The organism is Vibrio sp. AK197 (assembly GCF_053903115.1).
In genome coordinates, this window is record NZ_CP096430.1 from 111046 (window position 1) to 135563 (window position 24518).

12 protein-coding genes, 3 tRNA genes and 6 rRNA genes are annotated in these 24518 nt (G+C 48.0%); 18 read left to right on the forward strand and 3 right to left on the reverse strand.

Annotation, left to right across the window (positions count from 1 at the left end):
• Positions 1-38: 38 nt before the first annotated feature.
• The gene (gene rarD / locus M1D72_RS07625) at positions 39-956 is read right to left on the reverse strand and encodes an EamA family transporter RarD (RefSeq protein WP_456296532.1); all 918 of its coding nucleotides are present in this window, start codon (positions 954-956) and stop codon (positions 39-41) included.
• A gap of 162 nt (positions 957-1118) precedes the next feature.
• Between rarD and recQ the strand changes: the two genes are divergently transcribed.
• The 3 genes from recQ (at position 1119) to M1D72_RS07640 (ending at position 4135) form a co-directional block, all read left to right on the forward strand.
• Positions 1119-2954 (forward strand): ATP-dependent DNA helicase RecQ, encoded by a 1836-nt coding sequence (gene recQ / locus M1D72_RS07630; RefSeq protein ID WP_456296533.1) that lies wholly within the window; start codon positions 1119-1121, stop codon positions 2952-2954.
• The gene (locus M1D72_RS07635; protein WP_456296534.1) at positions 2947-3261 is read left to right on the forward strand and encodes a DUF3630 family protein; all 315 of its coding nucleotides are present in this window, start codon (positions 2947-2949) and stop codon (positions 3259-3261) included. The genes recQ and M1D72_RS07635 overlap by 8 nt, the downstream gene beginning before the upstream one ends.
• A gap of 199 nt (positions 3262-3460) precedes the next feature.
• Positions 3461-4135, forward strand: coding sequence for a 7-cyano-7-deazaguanine/7-aminomethyl-7-deazaguanine transporter (locus M1D72_RS07640; protein WP_456296535.1), 675 nt, complete (start codon positions 3461-3463; stop codon positions 4133-4135).
• A 71-nt stretch (positions 4136-4206) separates the two neighbouring features.
• Here M1D72_RS07640 and gppA read toward each other — a convergent pair whose 3' ends face one another.
• On the reverse strand, positions 4207-5697 hold the full coding sequence (gppA, locus tag M1D72_RS07645; RefSeq protein WP_456296536.1) for a guanosine-5'-triphosphate,3'-diphosphate diphosphatase: 1491 nt from the start codon (positions 5695-5697) through the stop codon (positions 4207-4209).
• A 7-nt stretch (positions 5698-5704) separates the two neighbouring features.
• Positions 5705-7021 (reverse strand): ATP-dependent RNA helicase RhlB, encoded by a 1317-nt coding sequence (gene rhlB, locus M1D72_RS07650; protein ID WP_390196843.1) that lies wholly within the window; start codon positions 7019-7021, stop codon positions 5705-5707.
• A gap of 112 nt (positions 7022-7133) precedes the next feature.
• Here rhlB and trxA point away from each other — a divergent pair, with 112 nt between their 5' ends.
• The 15 genes from trxA to M1D72_RS07725 all read left to right on the forward strand — a co-directional run bounded on the left by trxA (position 7134) and on the right by M1D72_RS07725 (position 24306).
• Positions 7134-7460 (forward strand): thioredoxin TrxA, encoded by a 327-nt coding sequence (gene trxA / locus M1D72_RS07655; protein ID WP_093275912.1) that lies wholly within the window; start codon positions 7134-7136, stop codon positions 7458-7460.
• Positions 7461-7660: 200 nt separating this feature from the next.
• Complete coding sequence (gene rho, locus M1D72_RS07660; RefSeq protein WP_390196846.1) at positions 7661-8920, forward strand: transcription termination factor Rho; 1260 nt, start codon at positions 7661-7663, stop codon at positions 8918-8920.
• Positions 8921-9032: 112 nt separating this feature from the next.
• Complete coding sequence (locus M1D72_RS07665; protein WP_456296537.1) at positions 9033-10043, forward strand: hypothetical protein; 1011 nt, start codon at positions 9033-9035, stop codon at positions 10041-10043.
• Positions 10044-10123: 80 nt separating this feature from the next.
• On the forward strand, positions 10124-11977 hold the full coding sequence (ubiD, locus tag M1D72_RS07670; RefSeq protein ID WP_456296538.1) for a 4-hydroxy-3-polyprenylbenzoate decarboxylase: 1854 nt from the start codon (positions 10124-10126) through the stop codon (positions 11975-11977).
• Positions 11974-12243: a 2Fe-2S iron-sulfur cluster-binding protein gene (locus M1D72_RS07675; RefSeq protein WP_456296539.1), complete on the forward strand. Its 270-nt coding sequence runs from the start codon at positions 11974-11976 to the stop codon at positions 12241-12243. Before ubiD ends, M1D72_RS07675 begins: the two co-directional genes overlap by 4 nt.
• A gap of 14 nt (positions 12244-12257) precedes the next feature.
• Positions 12258-12971 carry an NAD(P)H-flavin reductase gene (fre, locus tag M1D72_RS07680; protein ID WP_456296540.1) on the forward strand — a complete coding sequence of 238 codons (714 nt, stop codon included), beginning with the start codon at positions 12258-12260 and terminating at the stop codon, positions 12969-12971.
• A 466-nt stretch (positions 12972-13437) separates the two neighbouring features.
• A 16S ribosomal RNA gene (locus M1D72_RS07685) occupies positions 13438-14990 on the forward strand.
• Between the two features lie 361 nt (positions 14991-15351).
• Positions 15352-18242: ribosomal RNA gene (locus tag M1D72_RS07690) — 23S ribosomal RNA — on the forward strand.
• Positions 18243-18365: 123 nt separating this feature from the next.
• Positions 18366-18482: ribosomal RNA gene (rrf, locus tag M1D72_RS07695) — 5S ribosomal RNA — on the forward strand.
• A gap of 350 nt (positions 18483-18832) precedes the next feature.
• A 16S ribosomal RNA gene (locus tag M1D72_RS07700) occupies positions 18833-20385 on the forward strand.
• Between the two features lie 67 nt (positions 20386-20452).
• Positions 20453-20529, forward strand: a tRNA-Ile gene (locus tag M1D72_RS07705).
• A 39-nt stretch (positions 20530-20568) separates the two neighbouring features.
• Positions 20569-20644: transfer RNA gene (locus tag M1D72_RS07710), tRNA-Ala, on the forward strand.
• 361 nt (positions 20645-21005) lie between these two features.
• Positions 21006-23896, forward strand: a 23S ribosomal RNA gene (locus M1D72_RS07715).
• Between the two features lie 172 nt (positions 23897-24068).
• A 5S ribosomal RNA gene (gene rrf / locus M1D72_RS07720) occupies positions 24069-24185 on the forward strand.
• The 16S, 23S and 5S rRNA genes sit together here with 3 tRNA genes alongside, the layout of an rRNA operon.
• 44 nt (positions 24186-24229) lie before the next feature.
• Positions 24230-24306, forward strand: a tRNA-Asp gene (locus tag M1D72_RS07725).
• Positions 24307-24518 lie beyond the last annotated feature (212 nt).

Here is a 24518-nt window from a genome sequence, read left to right on the forward strand (position 1 = left end):
AGGTGACGATAAACAAGGTTCACCTTGTTGCCGGTCTTTTAAGGATGATTAACTGCCTGTAGTCTTTTTTTCTTGGAATGGGCAAAGCCATCGGCACTGAAAATCAGCAAAGCCCCCCAGATAAAGGCGAAAGTGACGGCTTTATCCATTGAAAAGGTTTCACCATATATCGCTACGGCAAGTACAAACATAAAGCTTGGTCCGATATACTGAAAAAATCCTAGAGTGGAGAGTTTTAGCCGTGTCGCGGCACCAGTAAAACACAGCAAAGGCAGAGTTGTGACGATCCCAGCCGCGATCAGCAGCCAGTTCAGTGACCAAGAGTTGTGGAACATGTTGTTGGTTGAGCTATCAGCAAATTGCCAAAGGTAAATCGCCGCTACAGGCAACAACAGTAAGGTTTCAATAAATAGCCCGGTTTGAGCATCGACCGCCACTTTCTTTCTCAACAAGCCGTAGAGCGCAAAAGTCATAGCGAGAGCAAACGCCACCATCGGCACACTGCCAAACGCAATCAACTGGGTTAACACACCGCATGCTGCCAGAAACACGGCCAGCCATTGCATTTTGCGTAACCGTTCTCCGAGAAACAGCATACCAAACACTACGTTAATCAGTGGGTTAATATAATAACCGAGGCTTGCATCCAGCATATGATTGGCGTTGATCGCCCAGATAAAAACCAACCAGTTGCTGCCAATTAACAACGAGGTAGCCAACATATAGATCAGTTTGGTCTTGGTGCGAAAGATCTCAACAAAACCTCGCCAGCGGCGTCCACTGTGCATAAGTACCGCTAAAAAGATAAATGACCATACAACGCGATGACTGAGAATTTCCAGAGCGGAGACGTGGGCAACGGTCTTGAAATAGATGGGAGCAATTCCCCACATGGTGTAAGCCGCAATGGCAAGTAGCACGCCTTGTTTGGCCTGAAGTTGTTCTTCCGTGGTCATCCGTCTTCTCTGTCATCGGAAAGTTGAGCAGCGGTCATTATACGAGCGACAGAAACATTCACCTAACAATTTGCAGTTTTATTCGCCAGCAATCCCCTCTACAATGTGCGCCTCAAACGAAATTATCTTTTCGCTCTTATCATCATTTACTTGAGAAATTGCATGACCTCCACTTTGCTTGCCCAGCAGCCTGACGACCAACTGACACCGCAAAGTGTGTTGGAGACCGTATTTGGTTACCAAACCTTCCGCGACGGGCAACGTGAAGTGATTAATGCCGCAGTCGCTGGTAAAGATGCGTTGGTGATCATGCCAACCGGAGGCGGAAAATCTCTTTGTTACCAGATTCCTGCTTTGGTACGTGACGGCTTAACCCTGGTGATTTCCCCTCTCATTTCATTAATGAAAGACCAAGTCGATCAATTGAAGGCTAATGGCGTTGCGGCAGAATGTATTAACTCGACGATTCCACGTGAAGAGTTGATGACGATTTATAACCGCCTCCATGCTGGAAGCGTCAAATTGGTTTATGTCTCGCCAGAACGGGTCTTAATGCGCGATTTTCTAGAGCGACTAGCCAGTTTGCCGTTGTCGATGATTGCTGTTGATGAAGCACACTGTATCTCACAGTGGGGCCATGATTTTCGTCCTGAATATGCCTCGCTAGGCCAGTTAAAACAGCACTTTCCTCATGTGCCTGTTATGGCGTTGACCGCAACTGCGGACGATGCAACGCGCAACGACATCATGCACCGTTTACAGCTTAATGCGCCGGATATTCATCTTGGCAGTTTTGATCGCCCTAATATCCGGTATACCTTGGTAGAGAAGCACAAACCCGTTTCACAAATTATCCGTTTCCTCGGCACGCAAAAGGGGCAGTGCGGCATTATCTATTGCGGTAGTCGCAAGAAAGTAGAGATGCTGACAGAGAAATTGTGTAACAACCACATTCGCGCTGCCAGTTATCATGCGGGGCTGGATATGGATGAGCGGGCTTATGTGCAAGAAGCTTTTCAGCGTGATGATATTCAGATCGTGGTTGCGACGGTGGCATTCGGTATGGGAATCAATAAGCCGAATGTGCGTTTTGTGGTTCACTTTGATATTCCTCGTAACATCGAATCTTATTATCAAGAGACGGGCAGGGCCGGTCGTGATGGTTTACCGGCAGAAGCGATGATGCTGTATGACCCAGCGGATATTGGATGGCTCAGACGTATGCTTGAAGAAAAGCCGGAAGGGGCGCAAAAGCAAGTTGAAAGCCATAAGCTCAATGCAATGAGTGCCTTTGCGGAAGCGCAAACTTGTCGTCGTCAAGTGCTGCTTAACTACTTTGGTGAGTATCGTCATGAGCCATGTGGTAACTGTGATATCTGCCTGGACCCACCAAAGCATTTTGATGCCACGCAGGAAGCGCAAAAGGCGTTGTCGTGTGTGTATCGTGTCAATCAAAGCTTTGGTATTGGCTATGTGGTCGAGGTGCTTCGTGGCATGCAAAATATTCGAATTCGCGAACAAGGCCATGACAAGCTGTCCACGTATGGTCTTGGCCGTGACCACAGCCATGACTATTGGGTGAGTATTTTTCGTCAATTGATCCATAAAGGATTGCTGTTTCAAAACATCACTCGTAACTCCACTTTGCAACTTACCGAAGAAGCGCGCCCGCTATTAAGAGGGGAGATGAGTATTGAACTGGCGGTACCACGTTTAGATACAGCCGCACGGGCTGCCAAGGCGGATAAGCTCTCCAATAAACATTACGATAAAAAGCTATTTAGTAAGCTGCGGAAGCTGCGTAAATCCATTGCTGATGAAGAAGGGTTGCCGCCATACGTGGTGTTTAGTGATGCGACCTTGATTGATATGGCTGAGATCTTACCGATGTCTTATGGTGAGATGTTAGCGGTTAATGGCGTTGGACAGCGTAAGCTTGAAAAATACGCGGATCCGTTTTTGGATATGATTCAGGAGCATGTTACGCACTATGGCTAATTCATTGCCTCAATTTACATTACGCGATTTCCAGCCTGAACTTGGCCGCTTAGTTATATCGACCCCAAGTTTTGACTACGATAGCTTTCCTGTTTTAGGCGAGCAGTTAGTCTCTTTGTTATCTGCCACGGTGACCGAAAGGCAAGCCGATGCGGACATCCACTCGTGGCTAATTGACTTTGAAGGCTGTGAGTTGATGTTGAAAGCGGAGCAGTACAGCGAATCCGTGTGGTTTGAAACCTTAAGTGCTCATGAATCTCAGCAAGAAATGGCTTTTTTAGCCCAGCTCTTCACCAAAGGGTTTTAAGCCCATTCTCAGATAATCGTTTGCCTATTATTTAAGCGCTTGCGGCCGGTGTTGGTTTCGGTATAATCGCCAGCCGCTCTATTGAGCTTCGCGTTGTACGCGTGATCGTATTTCATATTATTGGTGAGAGTTAACAGCATAAGTGCTGACGACTCGATTTGGGTTCCCTCACCCCCAAACCAAACTAAAAAGGTATTGCATGAATAACTTTACTCCTGCGCAGCAGCGCAACGCCCTTAATTATTTGGTTCTCTTCCATTTAATCATTATTGCTTCCAGCAACTATCTGGTTCAAATCCCTTTTACTCTATTTGGTTTACATACCACTTGGGGCGCGTTTACCTTCCCGTTTATTTTTCTGGCGACGGATTTAACGGTACGTATCTTCGGTGCGCCGCTGGCTCGTAAGATCATCTTTTTGGTGATGATTCCGGCTCTGGTGGTTTCTTATGTGCTGTCAGTGTTGTTTTATGAAGGCCAATATCAAGGTTTTTCCCATCTCAGTGAATTTAACCTGTTTGTTGCGCGTATCGCTTTGGCGAGCTTTATGGCGTATTTACTTGGCCAAATATTGGACGTCCAAGTCTTTAATCGTCTGCGTCAACTCAAACAGTGGTGGGTGGCGCCGACCTGCTCAACGCTATTTGGTAACGCGTTAGATACACTCGCGTTTTTTGCGATTGCGTTTTATCAAAGCCCCGATGCTTTTATGGCTGAACACTGGACAGAAATCGCGCTGGTGGATTACGGTGTGAAGTTATTGATCAGCCTAGGGCTGTTTGTCCCTATGTATGGGGTGCTTTTGAATTACCTCATCAAAAAGCTCACTCAGGTCAATCCAAGCTTTACGATTGCTGGTGTCACGCAGCGTTAAGCTCAATACGATGACCAAATAAAAAATGCCGAGCGTGATGCTCGGCATTTTTGTGTTTCGACGTCGTCACATTATGCATTGATGACCAGCGGCCAGCCAATGTCGGTTTGACGATGCGCCTCGATTTCAAGCTCTGCGGCGGTTAATGGGTTTGCCGTCAGCCAGTTTGGGTCAATGTGCAGCGTTAATTTATCGCCTTGAGCATCCAACGCAATCTGAGGCTCTAATTCCGGTGTGCGGCGATGTGTTAACAGAACTGCCAGGCGTAGCACCCGTAACAAACGTTTGGCGCTTGTTCCTGACATGGCATATTGTTCTGGCAGCGATGTGAGGTGTTCTCGATAACGCCGAGTCAGCTCAGCAAGAAAATGCTTCTGAGCGCGAGTAAAACCAGGAAGATCCAAATGCTGCAATAGGTAGGCACTGTGTTCACCGCCTTTTTTGAAATCGATGGTTAGGCCGATTTCATGCAGTTTTGCCGCTGCTACAAGCAGTGCTTCGCCTTGAGGCTCTTCAACCCACTCGTCTCCACCGCAATCGGCTAATAATTGCTTAGCTAATAAGGCGACTTGTTCACCGTATTCAGAATCCAACTGATAGCGTGTTTGTACACTGTCGATGGTACGTGCGCGAATATCATCTTGGCGCAGCTCATCGACCATTTCATACAACAATCCCTCACGGAGTGCGCCACCGGCTAATGTCATTGAATCAATATTCAGTAACTCAAAAATGGCGATTAAAATCGAGAGCCCGCTTGGAAACACCAGCGCGCGTTCGAGAGTCAAGCCTTCAATTTCCAGCTCTTCTAAGTGATCAGCGCGCATGGCTTGCTGTTGAAGCCGCTTAAGTTTGGCGTGGGTTATTACCTCATCCATACCTTGAGCGAGCATGATCTCTTGCAATGCCTGCACGGTACCACTGGCGCCAACACAAACATCCCAACCGATTTGCGTGTACTGCTGCAACATTGGTTGCAGAGTTTGTTTCGCGGCTTGAATCGCTTGATTAAAGTTATGAGCATTTAATTGGCGGTCTTTAAAATGACGCTCAAGCCAAGTGACACAGCCCATTTTTAGGCTAGTCAGCGCTTTGGCATCAAAGCCTTCACCGATAATCAGTTCGGTACTGGCGCCGCCAATATCAACGACCAAGCGACGCCCGCTTCCTCCTGACGTGTGCGCCACCCCCTTATAGATGGTGGCCGCCTCTTCTTCGCCAGAGATAACCTCAACTGAGTAACCCAGAATGTGCTTTGCCTTACTCAGAAATTCGTCCACATTGGTCGCGGTACGCAGAGTTGCAGTACCGACGATTCGAATGTTGTCTTTGGGAATGTCTTGCAGACGCTCCGCAAATAAACTCAAGCAATCCCAACCTCGCTGCATGGCTTCTTGGCTGAGAGCATTGTTTTCATCAAGACCAGCGGCCAAACGCACTTTGCGTTTGATTTTTGCCATGGTCTGAATACTGCCATCAATATGACGCACAACGAGCATATGAAAACTGTTCGACCCAAGGTCGATGGCAGCATAGAGCGGAGAAGTGACAGCTTGACTCATAGACGACTTAAGAATCCTTTTTCTGTTGTGGCTTACGAGGTGGGCGTGAACGACGTTGTGACTGACGTTTGTTGTTATTTGAGCGCGAACCACCAGTATTTGTGCGGCGCTGTTGGTTACCACTACGGAAACGTTGAGGCGCGGGTAAATCTCTTAATAGGGCGCTTGGGTCATAATCCGAAACAGGAATCGAGTGCTCAATATACTCTTCGATTGGTGGCAAGTTAATCGCATAACGTTCACACGCAAAGCTGATGGAGAAACCACTTTCGCCAGCACGACCAGTACGACCAATGCGGTGAACATAGTCTTCACAATCGTCAGGAAGGTCGTAGTTAAACACATGCGTCACTTGCGGTATGTGTAGGCCACGTGCTGCCACATCGGTCGCAACCAAAATGTCGACTTCACCTTGGGTAAATTGCTCAAGAATTTTTTCACGTTTCTTCTGTGGTACGTCGCCAGTCAGGAGCCCGACACGGTGTTGGTCTGCGGCTAGGTGACCCCACACCAATTCACATTGCTGTTTGGTATTCGCGAAAATGATCGCGCGATCAGGCCACTCTTCTTCAACCAGAGTTTGCAAAAGTGACATTTTGTCTTCATTAGAAGGGTAGAAAAGCTCTTCGGTAATGCGGTGACCCGTTTTTTGTTCTGGTTCAACCACCACGTGTTCCGGTTCGTTCATATGCTCAAAAGCCAACTCTTGAACTCGGTACGAAAGTGTCGCAGAGAATAGCATGTTTAGGCGATCTTTGGATTCAGGCATGCGACGGAATAAAAATCGAATGTCTTTAATAAAGCCAAGATCAAACATACGGTCCGCTTCATCGAGAACCACAGCTTGAATATTATTCAAGTTGAACGCATTTTGTTTATAAAAATCAATGATGCGCCCTGTTGTACCGATGAGAATATCGACACCTTGTTGAATTTTATTTAGCTGTTTATCGTAGCTTTCACCGCCATAAGCGAGCGCCGCTTTTAGACCCGTAGAGGCAATTAACGATTCTGCATCGTTGTAAATCTGAATTGCCAGTTCACGCGTTGGTGCCATAATGATGGCCCGTGGCTGAGTCGGCTTGCGACCTTCATGTTCAGGTGTGGTCAATAAATGATGGAATGTAGCAGCAAGAAACGCGATGGTTTTACCAGTCCCGGTTTGGGCCTGGCCTGCAATGTCTCGGCCGGTGAGCAGAACCGGCAACGCCTTAGCTTGAATAGGGGTACAATACTCGAACCCTTTTTTATTCAATCCTTCAATAACTTGCGCGTTTAGCGCGAAGTCGGCGAACTTTTGCTCTGTGATATGCGTCTTTTTCATCGCTATAGAATATCAGCTTAAGCTTGCAATACGAAAGTAAATACATTCCAATAGGGCATCTATTTGCTGGTTACCATTAAACCAGTTCAAAAAATGTACATTGGAGTGGAAGATGAGTGATAATATTTTGCAGCTGACCGACGATGGCTTTGACAACGACGTTATCAATGCTGCAGGCCCGGTTCTGGTTGATTTTTGGGCAGAGTGGTGTGGTCCTTGTAAGATGATCGCGCCTATTCTTGATGAAATCGCCGAAGAGTACGCAGGCAAACTCACTATCGGTAAACTGAATATCGACCAGAACGCAGGTACTCCGCCAAAATTTGGTATTCGTGGTATCCCAACGCTGCTGTTGTTCAAAGATGGCGGTGTCGCGGCAACAAAAGTTGGCGCACTATCAAAAACTCAACTTAAAGAGTTTCTAGACGCCAACCTATAATGTCTCAATTGTAAAACCGTGCGTGTATCAAGACGTGCGGTTTTACTTTTGTCTCTTAACAAAATCTAGACTAGTCTTTTATTTAGTGATAGTTTATCGCACGTTAAATAAACAAGAACCCTCTTCTTGGTCGATCCTGTGACCAAATCCATCTTAACTAGAAAACAGATCCTATTTTGACTAAACAAGTATCCTCCACAATGAATCTAACTGAATTGAAGAACAGACCTGTGTCTGAGCTTGTCAAACTTGGCGAAAGCTTAGGCCTTGAAAATCTGGCTCGTTTGAGAAAACAAGATATCATCTTCTCGATCCTGAAAGCGCACGCGAAGAGCGGTGAAGATATTTTTGGCGACGGGGTTCTGGAAATTCTACAAGACGGCTTTGGTTTCTTACGTAGTGCCGACAGCTCTTATTTGGCAGGTCCTGACGATATCTATGTCTCTCCGAGTCAGATTCGTCGCTTCAACCTACGCACAGGTGATTCGATTGCTGGTAAGATTCGCCCACCGAAAGATGGTGAACGCTATTTTGCCCTCCTTAAAGTCAATACTGTTAACCACGACAAACCTGACAACGCCCGCAATAAAATTCTCTTCGAAAACTTAACGCCGCTGCACGCCAACGAACGTATGGTGATGGAACGTGGAAATGGTTCAACCGAAGATATTACAGCACGCGTACTGGATTTGGCCTCACCAATTGGTAAGGGTCAACGTGGTCTGATCGTGGCGCCGCCAAAAGCGGGTAAAACCATGTTGCTGCAAAACATCGCGCAAAGCATTGCTTACAACCACCCTGAGTGTGAGTTGATGGTTTTGCTGATTGATGAGCGTCCAGAAGAAGTGACCGAAATGCAGCGTCTAGTTAAGGGTGAAGTGGTTGCCTCAACATTTGATGAGCCAGCATCACGCCACGTGCAAGTTGCAGAAATGGTGATTGAAAAAGCCAAGCGTCTCGTTGAACACAAGAAAGACGTGGTTATCCTTTTGGACTCGATCACTCGTTTGGCTCGTGCGTACAACACTGTCGTTCCTTCATCAGGTAAAGTACTGACTGGTGGTGTGGATGCCAACGCGCTACATCGTCCTAAGCGTTTCTTCGGTGCAGCTCGTAACGTAGAAGAAGGCGGTAGCCTGACTATCATCGCAACAGCACTTGTGGATACAGGTTCTAAGATGGATGAAGTCATCTACGAAGAGTTCAAAGGTACAGGTAACATGGAATTGCACCTGAATCGTAAGATTGCTGAAAAACGTGTTTTCCCAGCCATTGATTTCAACCGTAGTGGTACTCGTCGTGAAGAGCTACTGACGAAAAACGATGAGCTGCAGAAAATGTGGATTCTGCGTAAGATTGTCCATCCAATGGGTGAGATCGATGCAATGGAATTCCTCATTGATAAATTGGCGATGACCAAAACTAACGATGAGTTCTTTGACGCAATGCGCCGTCAGTAAAAACACCTCGCTCAGACGAATATTTGAAGCGCCACCACACTCTGGTGGCGTTTTTGTTTGCATTATCGGCAAACAGTGCCCAAAATAGGTGCAATGTTACAAGGAGGTTAATATGCAACAAGGAATGTTGTCTTCGCTTCTCCTGTCGATGATGTTGGTGCTAGGAGCGGCACCGCAGGCTAACGCTGCAGAAATGCAGTCACAAGAAGTGAAGCAGTGGCTTCAGGATCAACAACTTCAAGATAAAGTCGCTCAACTTCTTCAATATGTTATCGAAGATGAAATCGATAGCCTGAAATTTGCTATCGAGCGACTTGCATTACCCCAGCAGGAAATTGCCCGCTATCTTCTGTTACGAAAAATCGATCAGCAAGAAATCTATTTAACGCCCAAAATGGCGATGTTTGTTGAAGAGCAGCAAGCCATGGCTCCGACATATCATGTGCTCGAGCGTGGTGATGGCTACGAGTTTTCTGTTCCTGCGTTTAATTACCCATCCATTGCCAATCGAATTTTAAAACGTTGGCATCAAGACCAATCTAGCTTAGGTTTTAAGTTGGCGGCAGAACGTCATGAACTCAGATTAAAAGATTGGTTATCAGGCTCGGCTTATCAGGTGCAAGCACGGGAAGCTCTGTTTATCAGTGAACTTGATAGTCTTTCCGCCAGTGCGATTCAATACTTGAGTGAACAATTTACTAAGCAGGCTGTCACCAGCTGGCTACCTTCTTCGCAAGTCATGGTGCGTTTAGCCCAGGTCAGTGAAGATGCACAGGTATATGCGATTTTATGGCGGATGCGTGCCGATCAAACCATTCTTAACGAAATGGAGCGTTTAGCTCGAGTTGGCGATACTTTTTCATTGCAGCAGGTTATGCAAGCAACCAATAACCCGAGTTTAAAAGAATCAGCGCTAAAAGCATTAACTGGGATAAAACCAATGACGGAGCCAGTAAAGCAATTTTTGGTCGCACGGATGTCAACCGCAGGTGATGCCACCTACGTGGCCCAACAGTTGGCCAGCCAAGGTTATCATTCTTGGCTCAGGGAGTTGGCCGACAGTAATTCAGACGTCAATAGCCGCGCCCTGCTTAGTGTGATCAGCCAATCGTTAACCGAATGAAAACCACAAATAAAAAGTGGGATCGATTGGTGACGCTTTTTGATATACTGCCTGCAGTTTAACCAGCCAATAGAAGGCCTATGAGTTTTAAGGACCTACGCGAGTTTACTGACCGCCTTGAACAGCTTGGATTGTTAAAGCGCATTGCTCATCCCGTTGATCCCGATTATGAAATGGTCGAAATCAGCGATCGTACCTTGCGAGCGGGCGGTCCTGCGTTGTTATTTGAAAACCCTATCGGTTATGACATCCCTGTATTAACCAATTTATTCGGTACACCTGAACGTGTGGCGCTTGGCATGGGGCGACAAGACGTCAAAGAATTACGTGAAGTCGGTAAATTACTTGCCTATCTTAAAGAGCCGGAGCCGCCCAAAGGGTTTAAAGATGCGCTGGATAAACTCCCGGTATTTAAGCAAGTACTAAATATGCCCGCAAAGCGTTTGCGTAATGCCCCTTGCCAGCAAGTGGTCCTAACAGGAGAGGGTGTCGACCTCGATAAGATTCCTGTCATGAGCTGTTGGGCAGAGGATATCGCACCGCTAATGACTTGGGGGTTAACGGTGACTCGAGGCCCCAATAAAAAACGCCAGAATATTGGTATATATCGTCAGCAAAAACTCGGCAAGAATAAAATCATTATGCGCTGGTTAGCCCATCGAGGTGGTGCACTTGATTTACAAGATTGGATGGAAACCCATCCGGATAAACCCTTTCCGGTCTCTGTGGCCTTTGGGGCCGATCCTGCAACTATTCTTGGTGCTGTCACTCCGGTGCCAGATTCATTATCAGAATATGCCTTTGCTGGTTTATTACGGGGTAGTAAAAGTGAAGTGGTCAAATCGATCAGCAACGATTTAGAGGTACCAGCTAGCGCGGAAATCGTGTTGGAAGGTTATATTGACCCGCATGAGTTTGCCGACGAGGGGCCTTATGGTGACCACACGGGATATTACAACGAGAAAGAGCGCCATCGCGTGTTCACGATTACCCACATCACGATGCGCGATAACCCTATTTATCACAGTACCTACACTGGTCGTCCGCCTGATGAACCTGCGGTTCTCGGTGTTGCCTTGAATGAAGTCTTTGTGCCGATATTGCAAAAGCAGTTCCCCGAGATTCAAGATTTTTACCTTCCACCGGAAGGCTGCTCTTATCGTATGGCTGTCGTTACGATGAAAAAGCAATACCCTGGCCATGCTAAACGGGTGATGATGGGCTGTTGGTCATTTCTGCGCCAGTTTATGTATACCAAATATGTCATTGTGTGCGACCAAAGTGTTGATGCTCGCAACTGGGAAGAAGTGATTCAAGCAATAACCGATAACACCGATCCGGTTGGCGATGCCTTAATGATAGAGAACACACCGATTGACTCCTTGGATTTTGCTTCGCCTGTGGTTGGGCTCGGTTCAAAAATGGGGATCGATGCGACCACAAAATGGGAGGCGGAAATCGCGATGAGCCCAGTAATGACACCTCATCACAGCCAATCACTGACGGATGCCGAAATCACGTTATTCAAACAACAACATTCTAGTGTGATTGATATGTTAGTTGCTCCAAGTAGCAATAGTCGATTTGTTGTTATTACGATGCACAAAAAGGCTGCGGGTGAGTCGCAAACGTTATTGGAACATGCTTGGTCGTTTTTGGCTCAGTACAGTGATGTAAAGTATGTGGTAGTGTGTGATGATGATGTGAATGCTCATGATTGGAAAGATATTATATGGGCCATTACTACGCGCATGGATCCATCCCGTGATACTGTGCGTATTCCGGCTCAGCATGGTTGCGCCTCGAAATTGGGACTAGACGCAACAAAGAAATTTCCAGGAGAAGTGCAACGCGAATGGGGAGTTCCTATTCACAAAGACCCTAAAGTGGTTTCCAAAGTCGATGCAATCTGGGAACAGCTCAATATCTTATGAGTTATCAAGTCACACTGTTACCACAAAATATTCAATTTGAGGTGGCTGATGGTCAAACGGTATTGGAAGCAGCGCTCAACCAACATATTCGTTTTCCACATCGTTGCCGTGTCGGCGCTTGTGCAGCTTGTTTGTGCCGAAAACTAGAAGGCGAGGTGAGTTACCAACTTGATCCTATGCTCACAGAGAAAGAACAACAGCAAGGTTGGATATTTGCTTGCCAAGCCTTTGCCAAAAGTAAATTAGTACTTACTTTTGAAGAGTAAGTAAGAGGAATAACATGACGATTCAATGTAAAGTAAAGTCGATTCAGCCTTTAGCCAGCAACACCTACCAGATTCTTCTCCATCCAGAGTCTCCAATCGACTTTAAAGCTGGACAGTATTTGATGGTTGTGATGGGAGAAAAAGACAAACGCCCATTTTCAATTGCCAGCAGCCCGAACCGTCACCAAGGTGAACTAGAACTGCATATTGGGGCTGCTGAGCATAACGCCTATGCGATCGAAGTTGTCGAAGCAATGAAAAGTGCATTGGAAAATAATAGTGACATTGCGATTGATGCGCCACACGGTGAGGCATGGGTTAAAGAAGATAGCCAACGACCTCTACTGTTAATCGCGGGTGGAACAGGGTTTAGCTATGTTCGCTCGATTCTGGATCACTGTATCGCTCAGCAACTTGAGAATCCTATCCACCTTTATTGGGGGGCTCGTGATGAAGTGCAGCTTTATGCTAAACAAGAGTTGATGGCGATTGCTGAGCAATACCCACATTTCCATTTCATTCCGGTTGTTGAGCACAGCCCTGAGAATTGGCAAGGCAAAGTAGGTAATGTCCTTGAGGCGGTCAGTGCTGACTTTGAATCCTTGGAAGGCTATGACATCTACATTGCAGGTCGTTTTGATATGGCGGGTGCGGCAAGAGATCTTTTCACTCAACATAAGCAAGCGCGTAACGACCGTTTATTTGGTGATGCTTACGCCTTTATATAAAGTAGTTACTGGGTAAAAAGAGGACAAAAAGTCCTCTTTTTTTATGCTTTTGTACAGATAATCAACGAAAAGCCATATTTTTCAATTTTTTTTGAAAAAAGCCTTGCGCTACTTAGAGATGTCCCTATAATGCGCCCTCACTGACACGGTAGACGCCACAAGGCTTCAGCCAATGTCTTAGAGGGTAAGACTTCTAAAAAAAGAAAATTTGCGAAAGTGTTTGACACAACAAATTATCTGGTTAGAATGCACCTCCGCTTTGAGAACAAAGTTTCGATAAGCAACGCTCTTTAACAATATAAACCTATCAATCTGTGTGGGCACTCGTTGATGATAATCAAAGATGATTCTAAAGAATCAACTGAGGTTTCAATGAACTGAGTGACCAATCAAGACTTCGGTCTTGGCACAGTCAATTCAACATTACTATGTAATGTAATCAGTATTCATTGAGCCAAAAAACTTTAAATTGAAGAGTTTGATCATGGCTCAGATTGAACGCTGGCGGCAGGCCTAACACATGCAAGTCGAGCGGCAGCGACATAAACAAACCTTCGGGGGCGCTTATGGGCGGCGAGCGGCGGACGGGTGAGTAATGCCTGGGAAATTGCCCTGATGTGGGGGATAACCATTGGAAACGATGGCTAATACCGCATGATAGCTTCGGCTCAAAGAGGGGGACCTTCGGGCCTCTCGCGTCAGGATATGCCCAGGTGGGATTAGCTAGTTGGTGAGGTAAGGGCTCACCAAGGCAACGATCCCTAGCTGGTCTGAGAGGATGATCAGCCACACTGGGACTGAGACACGGCCCAGACTCCTACGGGAGGCAGCAGTGGGGAATATTGCACAATGGGCGCAAGCCTGATGCAGCCATGCCGCGTGTGTGAAGAAGGCCTTCGGGTTGTAAAGCACTTTCAGCAGTGAGGAAGGCAATGTATTTAATAGATGCATTGCTTGACGTTAGCTGCAGAAGAAGCACCGGCTAACTCCGTGCCAGCAGCCGCGGTAATACGGAGGGTGCGAGCGTTAATCGGAATTACTGGGCGTAAAGCGCATGCAGGTGGTTTGTTAAGTCAGATGTGAAAGCCCGGGGCTCAACCTCGGAATAGCATTTGAAACTGGCAGGCTAGAGTACTGTAGAGGGGGGTAGAATTTCAGGTGTAGCGGTGAAATGCGTAGAGATCTGAAGGAATACCGGTGGCGAAGGCGGCCCCCTGGACAGATACTGACACTCAGATGCGAAAGCGTGGGGAGCAAACAGGATTAGATACCCTGGTAGTCCACGCCGTAAACGATGTCTACTTGGAGGTTGTTCCCTTGAGGAGTGGCTTTCGGAGCTAACGCGTTAAGTAGACCGCCTGGGGAGTACGGTCGCAAGATTAAAACTCAAATGAATTGACGGGGGCCCGCACAAGCGGTGGAGCATGTGGTTTAATTCGATGCAACGCGAAGAACCTTACCTACTCTTGACATCCAGAGAACTTGGCAGAGATGCCTTGGTGCCTTCGGGAGCTCTGAGACAGGTGCTGCATGGCTGTCGTCAGCTCGTGTTGTGAAATGTTGGGTTAAGTCCCGCAACGAGCGCAACCCTTATCCTTGTTTGCCAGCGAGTCATGTCGGGAACTCCAGGGAGACTGCCGGTGATAAACCGGAGGAAGGTGGGGACGACGTCAAGTCATCATGGCCCTTACGAGTAGGGCTACACACGTGCTACAATGGCGCATACAGAGGGCGGCCAACTTGCGAGAGTGAGCGAATCCCAAAAAGTGCGTCGTAGTCCGGATTGGAGTCTGCAACTCGACTCCATGAAGTCGGAATCGCTAGTAATCGTGGATCAGAATGCCACGGTGAATACGTTCCCGGGCCTTGTACACACCGCCCGTCACACCATGGGAGTGGGCTGCAAAAGAAGTAGGTAGTTTAACCTTCGGGGGAACGCTTACCACTTTGTGGTTCATGACTGGGGTGAAGTCGTAACAAGGTAGCGCTAGGGGAACCTGGCGCTGGATCACCTCCTTAATACGAAGATTATTGCGATGAGTGTTCACACAGATTGATGGTTTTGAAGCATACGCTTCGAGCTATGATTGCTCTTTAACAATTTGGAAAGCTGACGAATAACAACAATCCCCTTATCTTTAGATAAGCGTTGTTATTCAAATAAAAGTTCTCAAATCCTATTCTCTATGAGAGTAGGTACCAAAATACACATTCAAGTGTTCTTGGGAACAACATTTATGTTGTTCATATTTGAGTCCGGCAAAATCGAATGTCTCTCGCTCATTCAAATAATGAGAGACACAAACCTTGGTTGCTTATTTGTCTTCACTTTAAAAAGTGAAATCAAATGGGCCATACGCAAGACCCTTTGGGGTTGTATGGTTAAGTGACTAAGCGTACACGGTGGATGCCTTGGCAGTCAGAGGCGATGAAGGACGTACTAACTTGCGATAAGCGTAGATGAGGCAGTAAGAGCCACTTGAGTCTACGATTTCCGAATGGGGAAACCCAAGTGCATAAGCACTTATCTTGCAGTGAATACATAGCTGTAAGAGGCGAACTCGGGGAACTGAAACATCTAAGTACCCGAAGGAAAAGAAATCAACCGAGATTCCGACAGTAGCGGCGAGCGAAATCGGATTAGCCCTTAAGCTTTTAATGATGCAGGTGAACAAGCTGGAAAGCTTGGCAATAAAGGGTGATAGCCCCGTAGCCGCTCCATCATTTTGAGTGAAAACGAGTAAGGCGGGACACGTGATATCCTGTTTGAAGATGGGGGGACCATCCTCCAAGGCTAAATACTCCTGACTGACCGATAGTGAACCAGTACCGTGAGGGAAAGGCGAAAAGAACCCCTGTGAGGGGAGTGAAATAGAACCTGAAACCGTGTACGTACAAGCAGTAGGAGCACCTTCGTGGTGTGACTGCGTACCTTTTGTATAATGGGTCAGCGACTTATATTCAGTGGCAAGGTTAACCGCATAGGGGAGCCGTAGGGAAACCGAGTCTTAACTGGGCGATTTAGTCTCTGGATATAGACCCGAAACCGAGTGATCTAGCCATGGGCAGGTTGAAGATTGAGTAACATCAATTGGAGGACCGAACCGACTAATGTTGAAAAATTAGCGGATGACTTGTGGCTAGGGGTGAAAGGCCAATCAAACTCGGAGATAGCTGGTTCTCCCCGAAAGCTATTTAGGTAGCGCCTCGGACGAATACTACTGGGGGTAGAGCACTGTTAAGGCTAGGGGGTCATCCCGACTTACCAACCCTTTGCAAACTCCGAATACCAGTAAGTACTATCCGGGAGACACACGGCGGGTGCTAACGTCCGTCGTGGAGAGGGAAACAACCCAGACCGCCAGCTAAGGTCCCAAATTATTGCTAAGTGGGAAACGATGTGGGAAGGCTTAGACAGCTAGGATGTTGGCTTAGAAGCAGCCATCATTTAAAGAAAGCGTAATAGCTCACTAGTCGAGTCGGCCTGCGCGGAAGATGTAACGGGGCTAAGCAATAAACCGAAGCTGCGGCAATGCAATTTATTGTATTGGGTAGGGGAGCGTTCTGTAAGCGGTTGAAGGTGTGTGGTAACGCATGCTGGACGTATCAGAAGTGCGAATGCTGACATGAGTAACGATAAAGGGGGTGAAAAACCTCCTCGCCGGAAGACCAAGGGTTCCTGTCCAACGTTAATCGGGGCAGGGTAAGTCGACCCCTAAGGCGAGGCCGAAAGGCGTAGTCGATGGGAAACGGGTTAATATTCCCGTACTTCTTACAATTGCGATGGGGGGACGGAGAAGGCTAGGTGGGCCTGGCGACGGTTGTCCAGGTTCAAGTGCGTAGACTTAAGAGTTAGGTAAATCCGGCTCTTTCTAAGGTCGAGACACGATGTCGAGCCACTACGGTGGTGAAGTCATTGATGCCATGCTTCCAGGAAAAGCCTCTAAGCTTCAGATTGTAAGGAATCGTACCCCAAACCGACACAGGTGGTCGGGTAGAGAATACCAAGGCGCTTGAGAGAACTCGGGTGAAGGAACTAGGCAAAATGGTACCGTAACTTCGGGAGAAGGTACGCTTCTGACGGTGAAGTCTCTTGCGGATGGAGCTATCGGAAGTCGCAGATACCAGGTGGCTGCAACTGTTTATTAAAAACACAGCACTGTGCAAAATCGTAAGATGACGTATACGGTGTGACGCCTGCCCGGTGCCGGAAGGTTAATTGATGGGGTTAGACTTCGGTCGACGCTCTTGATCGAAGCCCCGGTAAACGGCGGCCGTAACTATAACGGTCCTAAGGTAGCGAAATTCCTTGTCGGGTAAGTTCCGACCTGCACGAATGGCGTAATGATGGCCACGCTGTCTCCACCCGAGACTCAGTGAAATTGAAATCGCTGTGAAGATGCAGTGTACCCGCGGCTAGACGGAAAGACCCCGTGAACCTTTACTACAGCTTGGCACTGAACATTGAGCCTACATGTGTAGGATAGGTGGGAGGCTTTGAAGTAATCACGCCAGTGGTTATGGAGCCATCCTTGAAATACCACCCTTGTATGTTTGATGTTCTAACTTGGTCCCCTAATCGGGGATGAGGACAGTGCCTGGTGGGTAGTTTGACTGGGGCGGTCTCCTCCCAAAGAGTAACGGAGGAGCACGAAGGTGGGCTAATCACGGTTGGACATCGTGAGGTTAGTGCAATGGCATAAGCCCGCTTGACTGCGAGAATGACAATTCGAGCAGGTGCGAAAGCAGGTCATAGTGATCCGGTGGTTCTGAATGGAAGGGCCATCGCTCAACGGATAAAAGGTACTCCGGGGATAACAGGCTGATACCGCCCAAGAGTTCATATCGACGGCGGTGTTTGGCACCTCGATGTCGGCTCATCACATCCTGGGGCTGAAGTCGGTCCCAAGGGTATGGCTGTTCGCCATTTAAAGTGGTACGCGAGCTGGGTTTAGAACGTCGTGAGACAGTTCGGTCCCTATCTGCCGTGGGCGTTGGAGAATTGAAAGGGGCTGCTCCTAGTACGAGAGGACCGGAGTGGACGAACCTCTGGTGTTCGGGTTGTGTCGCCAGACGCATTGCCCGGTAGCTAAGTTCGGAATTGATAACCGCTGAAAGCATCTAAGCGGGAAGCAAGCCTTGAGATGAGTTCTCCCTGGCGCTTTAAGCGTCCTAAAGGGTTGTCGTAGACTACGACGTTGATAGGCAGGGTGTGTAAGCGTTGTGAGGCGTTGAGCTAACCTGTACTAATTGCCCGTGAGGCTTAACCATACAACACCCAAGGGGTTTTGTGGGCTCAAAGCAAGAACAGAATTGAATGTGTAAGAAACAGAACGAAAAACAGCTTTCCAGATTATTAAACTTGCTTGAATAAGCGGGTTTAAAAAGAATTTGCTTGGCGACCATAGCGATTTGGACCCACCTGATTTCCATGCCGAACTCAGAAGTGAAACGAATTAGCGCCGATGGTAGTGTGGGGCTTCCCCATGTGAGAGTAGGACATCGCCAGGCTCCTATTTATTTTCACTTTTTTAAAAAAGTGAAGACAAAAGGTTCGACTTTGTCTACTTGTTAGGCAAGTCACCATAAAACTTTCGAAAGCGTAGAGTTTTATGTTGACTTAGAAAGTCAGTCGCGTATTATACGCGTCCTGCCTAAGTGCTAAGGCACTGAAAGCAAAGCTCTTTAACAATATAAACCTATCAATCTGTGTGGGCACTCGTTGATGATAATCAAAGATGATTCTAAAGAATCAACTGAGGTTTCAATGAACTGAGTGACCAATCAAGACTTCGGTCTTGGCACAGTCAATTCAACATTACTATGTAATGTAATCAGTATTCATTGAGCCAAAAAACTTTAAATTGAAGAGTTTGATCATGGCTCAGATTGAACGCTGGCGGCAGGCCTAACACATGCAAGTCGAGCGGAAACGAGTTAACTGACCCTTCGGGTGACGTTAACGGCGTCGAGCGGCGGACGGGTGAGTAATGCCTGGGAAATTGCCCTGATGTGGGGGATAACCATTGGAAACGATGGCTAATACCGCATAATAGCTTCGGCTCAAAGAGGGGGACCTTCGGGCCTCTCGCGTCAGGATATGCCCAGGTGGGATTAGCTAGTTGGTGAGGTAAGGGCTCACCAAGGCAACGATCCCTAGCTGGTCTGAGAGGATGATCAGCCACACTGGGACTGAGACACGGCCCAGACTCCTACGGGAGGCAGCAGTGGGGAATATTGCACAATGGGCGCAAGCCTGATGCAGCCATGCCGCGTGTGTGAAGAAGGCCTTCGGGTTGTAAAGCACTTTCAGCAGTGAGGAAGGCAATGTATTTAATAGATGCATTGTTTGACGTTAGCTGCAGAAGAAGCACCGGCTAACTCCGTGCCAGCAGCCGCGGTAATACGGAGGGTGCGAGCGTTAATCGGAATTACTGGGCGTAAAGCGCATGCAGGTGGTTTGTTAAGTCAGATGTGAAAGCCCGGGGCTCAACCTCGGAATAGCATTTGAAACTGGCAGGCTAGAGTACTGTAGAGGGGGGTAGAATTTCAGGTGTAGCGGTGAAATGCGTAGAGATCTGAAGGAATACCAGTGGCGAAGGCGGCCCCCTGGACAGATACTGACACTCAGATGCGAAAGCGTGGGGAGCAAACAGGATTAGATACCCTGGTAGTCCACGCCGTAAACGATGTCTACTTGGAGGTTGTTCCCTTGAGGAGTGGCTTTCGGAGCTAACGCGTTAAGTAGACCGCCTGGGGAGTACGGTCGCAAGATTAAAACTCAAATGAATTGACGGGGGCCCGCACAAGCGGTGGAGCATGTGGTTTAATTCGATGCAACGCGAAGAACCTTACCTACTCTTGACATCCAGAGAACTTGGCAGAGATGCCTTGGTGCCTTCGGGAGCTCTGAGACAGGTGCTGCATGGCTGTCGTCAGCTCGTGTTGTGAAATGTTGGGTTAAGTCCCGCAACGAGCGCAACCCTTATCCTTGTTTGCCAGCGAGTCATGTCGGGAACTCCAGGGAGACTGCCGGTGATAAACCGGAGGAAGGTGGGGACGACGTCAAGTCATCATGGCCCTTACGAGTAGGGCTACACACGTGCTACAATGGCGCATACAGAGGGCGGCCAACTTGCGAGAGTGAGCGAATCCCAAAAAGTGCGTCGTAGTCCGGATTGGAGTCTGCAACTCGACTCCATGAAGTCGGAATCGCTAGTAATCGTGGATCAGAATGCCACGGTGAATACGTTCCCGGGCCTTGTACACACCGCCCGTCACACCATGGGAGTGGGCTGCAAAAGAAGTAGGTAGTTTAACCTTCGGGGGAACGCTTACCACTTTGTGGTTCATGACTGGGGTGAAGTCGTAACAAGGTAGCGCTAGGGGAACCTGGCGCTGGATCACCTCCTTAATACGAAGATTATTGCGATGAGTGTTCACACAGATTGATACGGTTTAAACGTTAAGAGTTTAATGTTGGGTCTGTAGCTCAGCTGGTTAGAGCGCTCGCCTGATAAGCGGGAGGTCGGTGGTTCAAGTCCACTCAGACCCACCAATTCTTTGCCGATAAGGGTTGGCTTCAACATTAAGTTTTGGGGCTATAGCTCAGCTGGGAGAGCGCCTGCCTTGCACGCAGGAGGTCTGCGGTTCGATCCCGCATAGCTCCACCATTCTCTTAACGAGAAAAGCATCATCAAAATGTTCGTTGTTGGAATATTTGAATGATGTTTTTTAACATCTGCTCTTTAACAATTTGGAAAGCTGACGAATAACAACAATCCCCTTATCTTTTGATAAGCGTTGTTATTCAAATAAAAGTTCTCAAATCCTATTCTCTATGAGAGTAGGTACCAAAATACACATTCAAGTGTTCTTGGGAACAACATTTATGTTGTTCATATTTGAGTCCGGCAAAATCGAATGTCTCTCGCTCATTCAAATAATGAGAGACACAAACCTTGGTTGCTTATTTGTCTTCACTTTAAAAAGTGAAATCAAATGGGCCATACGCAAGACCCTTTGGGGTTGTATGGTTAAGTGACTAAGCGTACACGGTGGATGCCTTGGCAGTCAGAGGCGATGAAGGACGTACTAACTTGCGATAAGCGTAGATGAGGCAGTAAGAGCCACTTGAGTCTACGATTTCCGAATGGGGAAACCCAAGTGCATAAGCACTTATCTTGCAGTGAATACATAGCTGTAAGAGGCGAACTCGGGGAACTGAAACATCTAAGTACCCGAAGGAAAAGAAATCAACCGAGATTCCGACAGTAGCGGCGAGCGAAATCGGATTAGCCCTTAAGCTTTTAATGATGCAGGTGAACAAGCTGGAAAGCTTGGCAATAAAGGGTGATAGCCCCGTAGCCGCTCCATCATTTTAAGTGAAAACGAGTAAGGCGGGACACGTGATATCCTGTTTGAAGATGGGGGGACCATCCTCCAAGGCTAAATACTCCTGACTGACCGATAGTGAACCAGTACCGTGAGGGAAAGGCGAAAAGAACCCCTGTGAGGGGAGTGAAATAGAACCTGAAACCGTGTACGTACAAGCAGTAGGAGCACCTTCGTGGTGTGACTGCGTACCTTTTGTATAATGGGTCAGCGACTTATATTCAGTGGCAAGGTTAACCGTATAGGGGAGCCGTAGGGAAACCGAGTCTTAACTGGGCGATTTAGTCTCTGGATATAGACCCGAAACCGAGTGATCTAGCCATGGGCAGGTTGAAGATTGAGTAACATCAATTGGAGGACCGAACCGACTAATGTTGAAAAATTAGCGGATGACTTGTGGCTAGGGGTGAAAGGCCAATCAAACTCGGAGATAGCTGGTTCTCCCCGAAAGCTATTTAGGTAGCGCCTCGGACGAATACTACTGGGGGTAGAGCACTGTTAAGGCTAGGGGGTCATCCCGACTTACCAACCCTTTGCAAACTCCGAATACCAGTAAGTACTATCCGGGAGACACACGGCGGGTGCTAACGTCCGTCGTGGAGAGGGAAACAACCCAGACCGCCAGCTAAGGTCCCAAATTATTGCTAAGTGGGAAACGATGTGGGAAGGCTTAGACAGCTAGGATGTTGGCTTAGAAGCAGCCATCATTTAAAGAAAGCGTAATAGCTCACTAGTCGAGTCGGCCTGCGCGGAAGATGTAACGGGGCTAAGCAATAAACCGAAGCTGCGGCAATGCGATTTATCGTATTGGGTAGGGGAGCGTTCTGTAAGCGGTTGAAGGTGTGTGGTAACGCATGCTGGACGTATCAGAAGTGCGAATGCTGACATGAGTAACGATAAAGGGGGTGAAAAACCTCCTCGCCGGAAGACCAAGGGTTCCTGTCCAACGTTAATCGGGGCAGGGTAAGTCGACCCCTAAGGCGAGGCCGAAAGGCGTAGTCGATGGGAAACGGGTTAATATTCCCGTACTTCTTACAATTGCGATGGGGGGACGGAGAAGGCTAGGTGGGCCTGGCGACGGTTGTCCAGGTTCAAGTGCGTAGACTTAAGAGTTAGGTAAATCCGGCTCTTTCTAAGGTCGAGACACGATGTCGAGCCACTACGGTGGTGAAGTCATTGATGCCATGCTTCCAGGAAAAGCCTCTAAGCTTCAGATTGTAAGGAATCGTACCCCAAACCGACACAGGTGGTCGGGTAGAGAATACCAAGGCGCTTGAGAGAACTCGGGTGAAGGAACTAGGCAAAATGGTACCGTAACTTCGGGAGAAGGTACGCTTCTGACGGTGAAGTCTCTTGCGGATGGAGCTATCGGAAGTCGCAGATACCAGGTGGCTGCAACTGTTTATTAAAAACACAGCACTGTGCAAAATCGTAAGATGACGTATACGGTGTGACGCCTGCCCGGTGCCGGAAGGTTAATTGATGGGGTTAGACTTCGGTCGACGCTCTTGATCGAAGCCCCGGTAAACGGCGGCCGTAACTATAACGGTCCTAAGGTAGCGAAATTCCTTGTCGGGTAAGTTCCGACCTGCACGAATGGCGTAATGATGGCCACGCTGTCTCCACCCGAGACTCAGTGAAATTGAAATCGCTGTGAAGATGCAGTGTACCCGCGGCTAGACGGAAAGACCCCGTGAACCTTTACTACAGCTTGGCACTGAACATTGAGCCTACATGTGTAGGATAGGTGGGAGGCTTTGAAGTAATCACGCCAGTGGTTATGGAGCCATCCTTGAAATACCACCCTTGTATGTTTGATGTTCTAACTTGGTCCCCTAATCGGGGATGAGGACAGTGCCTGGTGGGTAGTTTGACTGGGGCGGTCTCCTCCCAAAGAGTAACGGAGGAGCACGAAGGTGGGCTAATCACGGTTGGACATCGTGAGGTTAGTGCAATGGCATAAGCCCGCTTGACTGCGAGAATGACAATTCGAGCAGGTGCGAAAGCAGGTCATAGTGATCCGGTGGTTCTGAATGGAAGGGCCATCGCTCAACGGATAAAAGGTACTCCGGGGATAACAGGCTGATACCGCCCAAGAGTTCATATCGACGGCGGTGTTTGGCACCTCGATGTCGGCTCATCACATCCTGGGGCTGAAGTCGGTCCCAAGGGTATGGCTGTTCGCCATTTAAAGTGGTACGCGAGCTGGGTTTAGAACGTCGTGAGACAGTTCGGTCCCTATCTGCCGTGGGCGTTGGAGAATTGAAAGGGGCTGCTCCTAGTACGAGAGGACCGGAGTGGACGAACCTCTGGTGTTCGGGTTGTGTCGCCAGACGCATTGCCCGGTAGCTAAGTTCGGAATTGATAACCGCTGAAAGCATCTAAGCGGGAAGCAAGCCTTGAGATGAGTTCTCCCTGGCGCTTTAAGCGTCCTAAAGGGTTGTCGTAGACTACGACGTTGATAGGCAGGGTGTGTAAGCGTTGTGAGGCGTTGAGCTAACCTGTACTAATTGCCCGTGAGGCTTAACCATACAACACCCAAGGGGTTTTGTGGGCTCAAAGCAAGAACAGAATTGAATGTGTAAGAAAAAGAACGAAAAACAGCTTTCCAGATTTTGGAATTGAATTTATTAACTACATCCATGTAGTTAACCCTTCGGGCCGCACTAAAGTGCGTTAAATTTTGTTCCTGACAAAATTTTGCTTGGCGACCATAGCGATTTGGACCCACCTGATTTCCATGCCGAACTCAGAAGTGAAACGAATTAGCGCCGATGGTAGTGTGGGGCTTCCCCATGTGAGAGTAGGACATCGCCAGGCTTTAAATTTAGTGAACTTGCTTTATTAAGCAGGTATACCACTGCGGAGTGGTAGTTCAGTTGGTTAGAATACCGGCCTGTCACGCCGGGGGTCGCGGGTTCGAGTCCCGTCCACTCCGCCATTTATACTAAGCCTCAGTCGAAAGACTGGGGCTTTTTTACGTCTGGAGAAAGGTGAGTAATGCACAAGCGGTCTTTCCGTGGGTTCGCTTATTGACCTTGAAAGAAGCGGCTTATCACGCTGCCGCAGGCATTCGCGGGTTCGAGTCCCGCAGGGTTGCCAGTCCAACCGCTCCGCCATTTATACTAAGCCTCAGACTAGGCGTCCCCATCG

What these genes read in the sequence shown, in the direction of transcription:
- rarD (WP_456296532.1), bottom strand. Translation starts at nt 956, where the DNA reads ATGACCACGGAAGAACAACTTCAGGCCAAACAAGGCGTGCTACTTGCC.
- recQ (WP_456296533.1), top strand. Translation starts at nt 1,119, where the DNA reads ATGACCTCCACTTTGCTTGCCCAGCAGCCTGACGACCAACTGACACCG.
- M1D72_RS07635 (WP_456296534.1), top strand. Translation starts at nt 2,947, where the DNA reads ATGGCTAATTCATTGCCTCAATTTACATTACGCGATTTCCAGCCTGAA.
- M1D72_RS07640 (WP_456296535.1), top strand. Translation starts at nt 3,461, where the DNA reads ATGAATAACTTTACTCCTGCGCAGCAGCGCAACGCCCTTAATTATTTG.
- gppA (WP_456296536.1), bottom strand. Translation starts at nt 5,697, where the DNA reads ATGAGTCAAGCTGTCACTTCTCCGCTCTATGCTGCCATCGACCTTGGG.
- rhlB (WP_390196843.1), bottom strand. Translation starts at nt 7,021, where the DNA reads ATGAAAAAGACGCATATCACAGAGCAAAAGTTCGCCGACTTCGCGCTA.
- trxA (WP_093275912.1), top strand. Translation starts at nt 7,134, where the DNA reads ATGAGTGATAATATTTTGCAGCTGACCGACGATGGCTTTGACAACGAC.
- rho (WP_390196846.1), top strand. Translation starts at nt 7,661, where the DNA reads ATGAATCTAACTGAATTGAAGAACAGACCTGTGTCTGAGCTTGTCAAA.
- M1D72_RS07665 (WP_456296537.1), top strand. Translation starts at nt 9,033, where the DNA reads ATGCAACAAGGAATGTTGTCTTCGCTTCTCCTGTCGATGATGTTGGTG.
- ubiD (WP_456296538.1), top strand. Translation starts at nt 10,124, where the DNA reads ATGAGTTTTAAGGACCTACGCGAGTTTACTGACCGCCTTGAACAGCTT.
- M1D72_RS07675 (WP_456296539.1), top strand. Translation starts at nt 11,974, where the DNA reads ATGAGTTATCAAGTCACACTGTTACCACAAAATATTCAATTTGAGGTG.
- fre (WP_456296540.1), top strand. Translation starts at nt 12,258, where the DNA reads ATGACGATTCAATGTAAAGTAAAGTCGATTCAGCCTTTAGCCAGCAAC.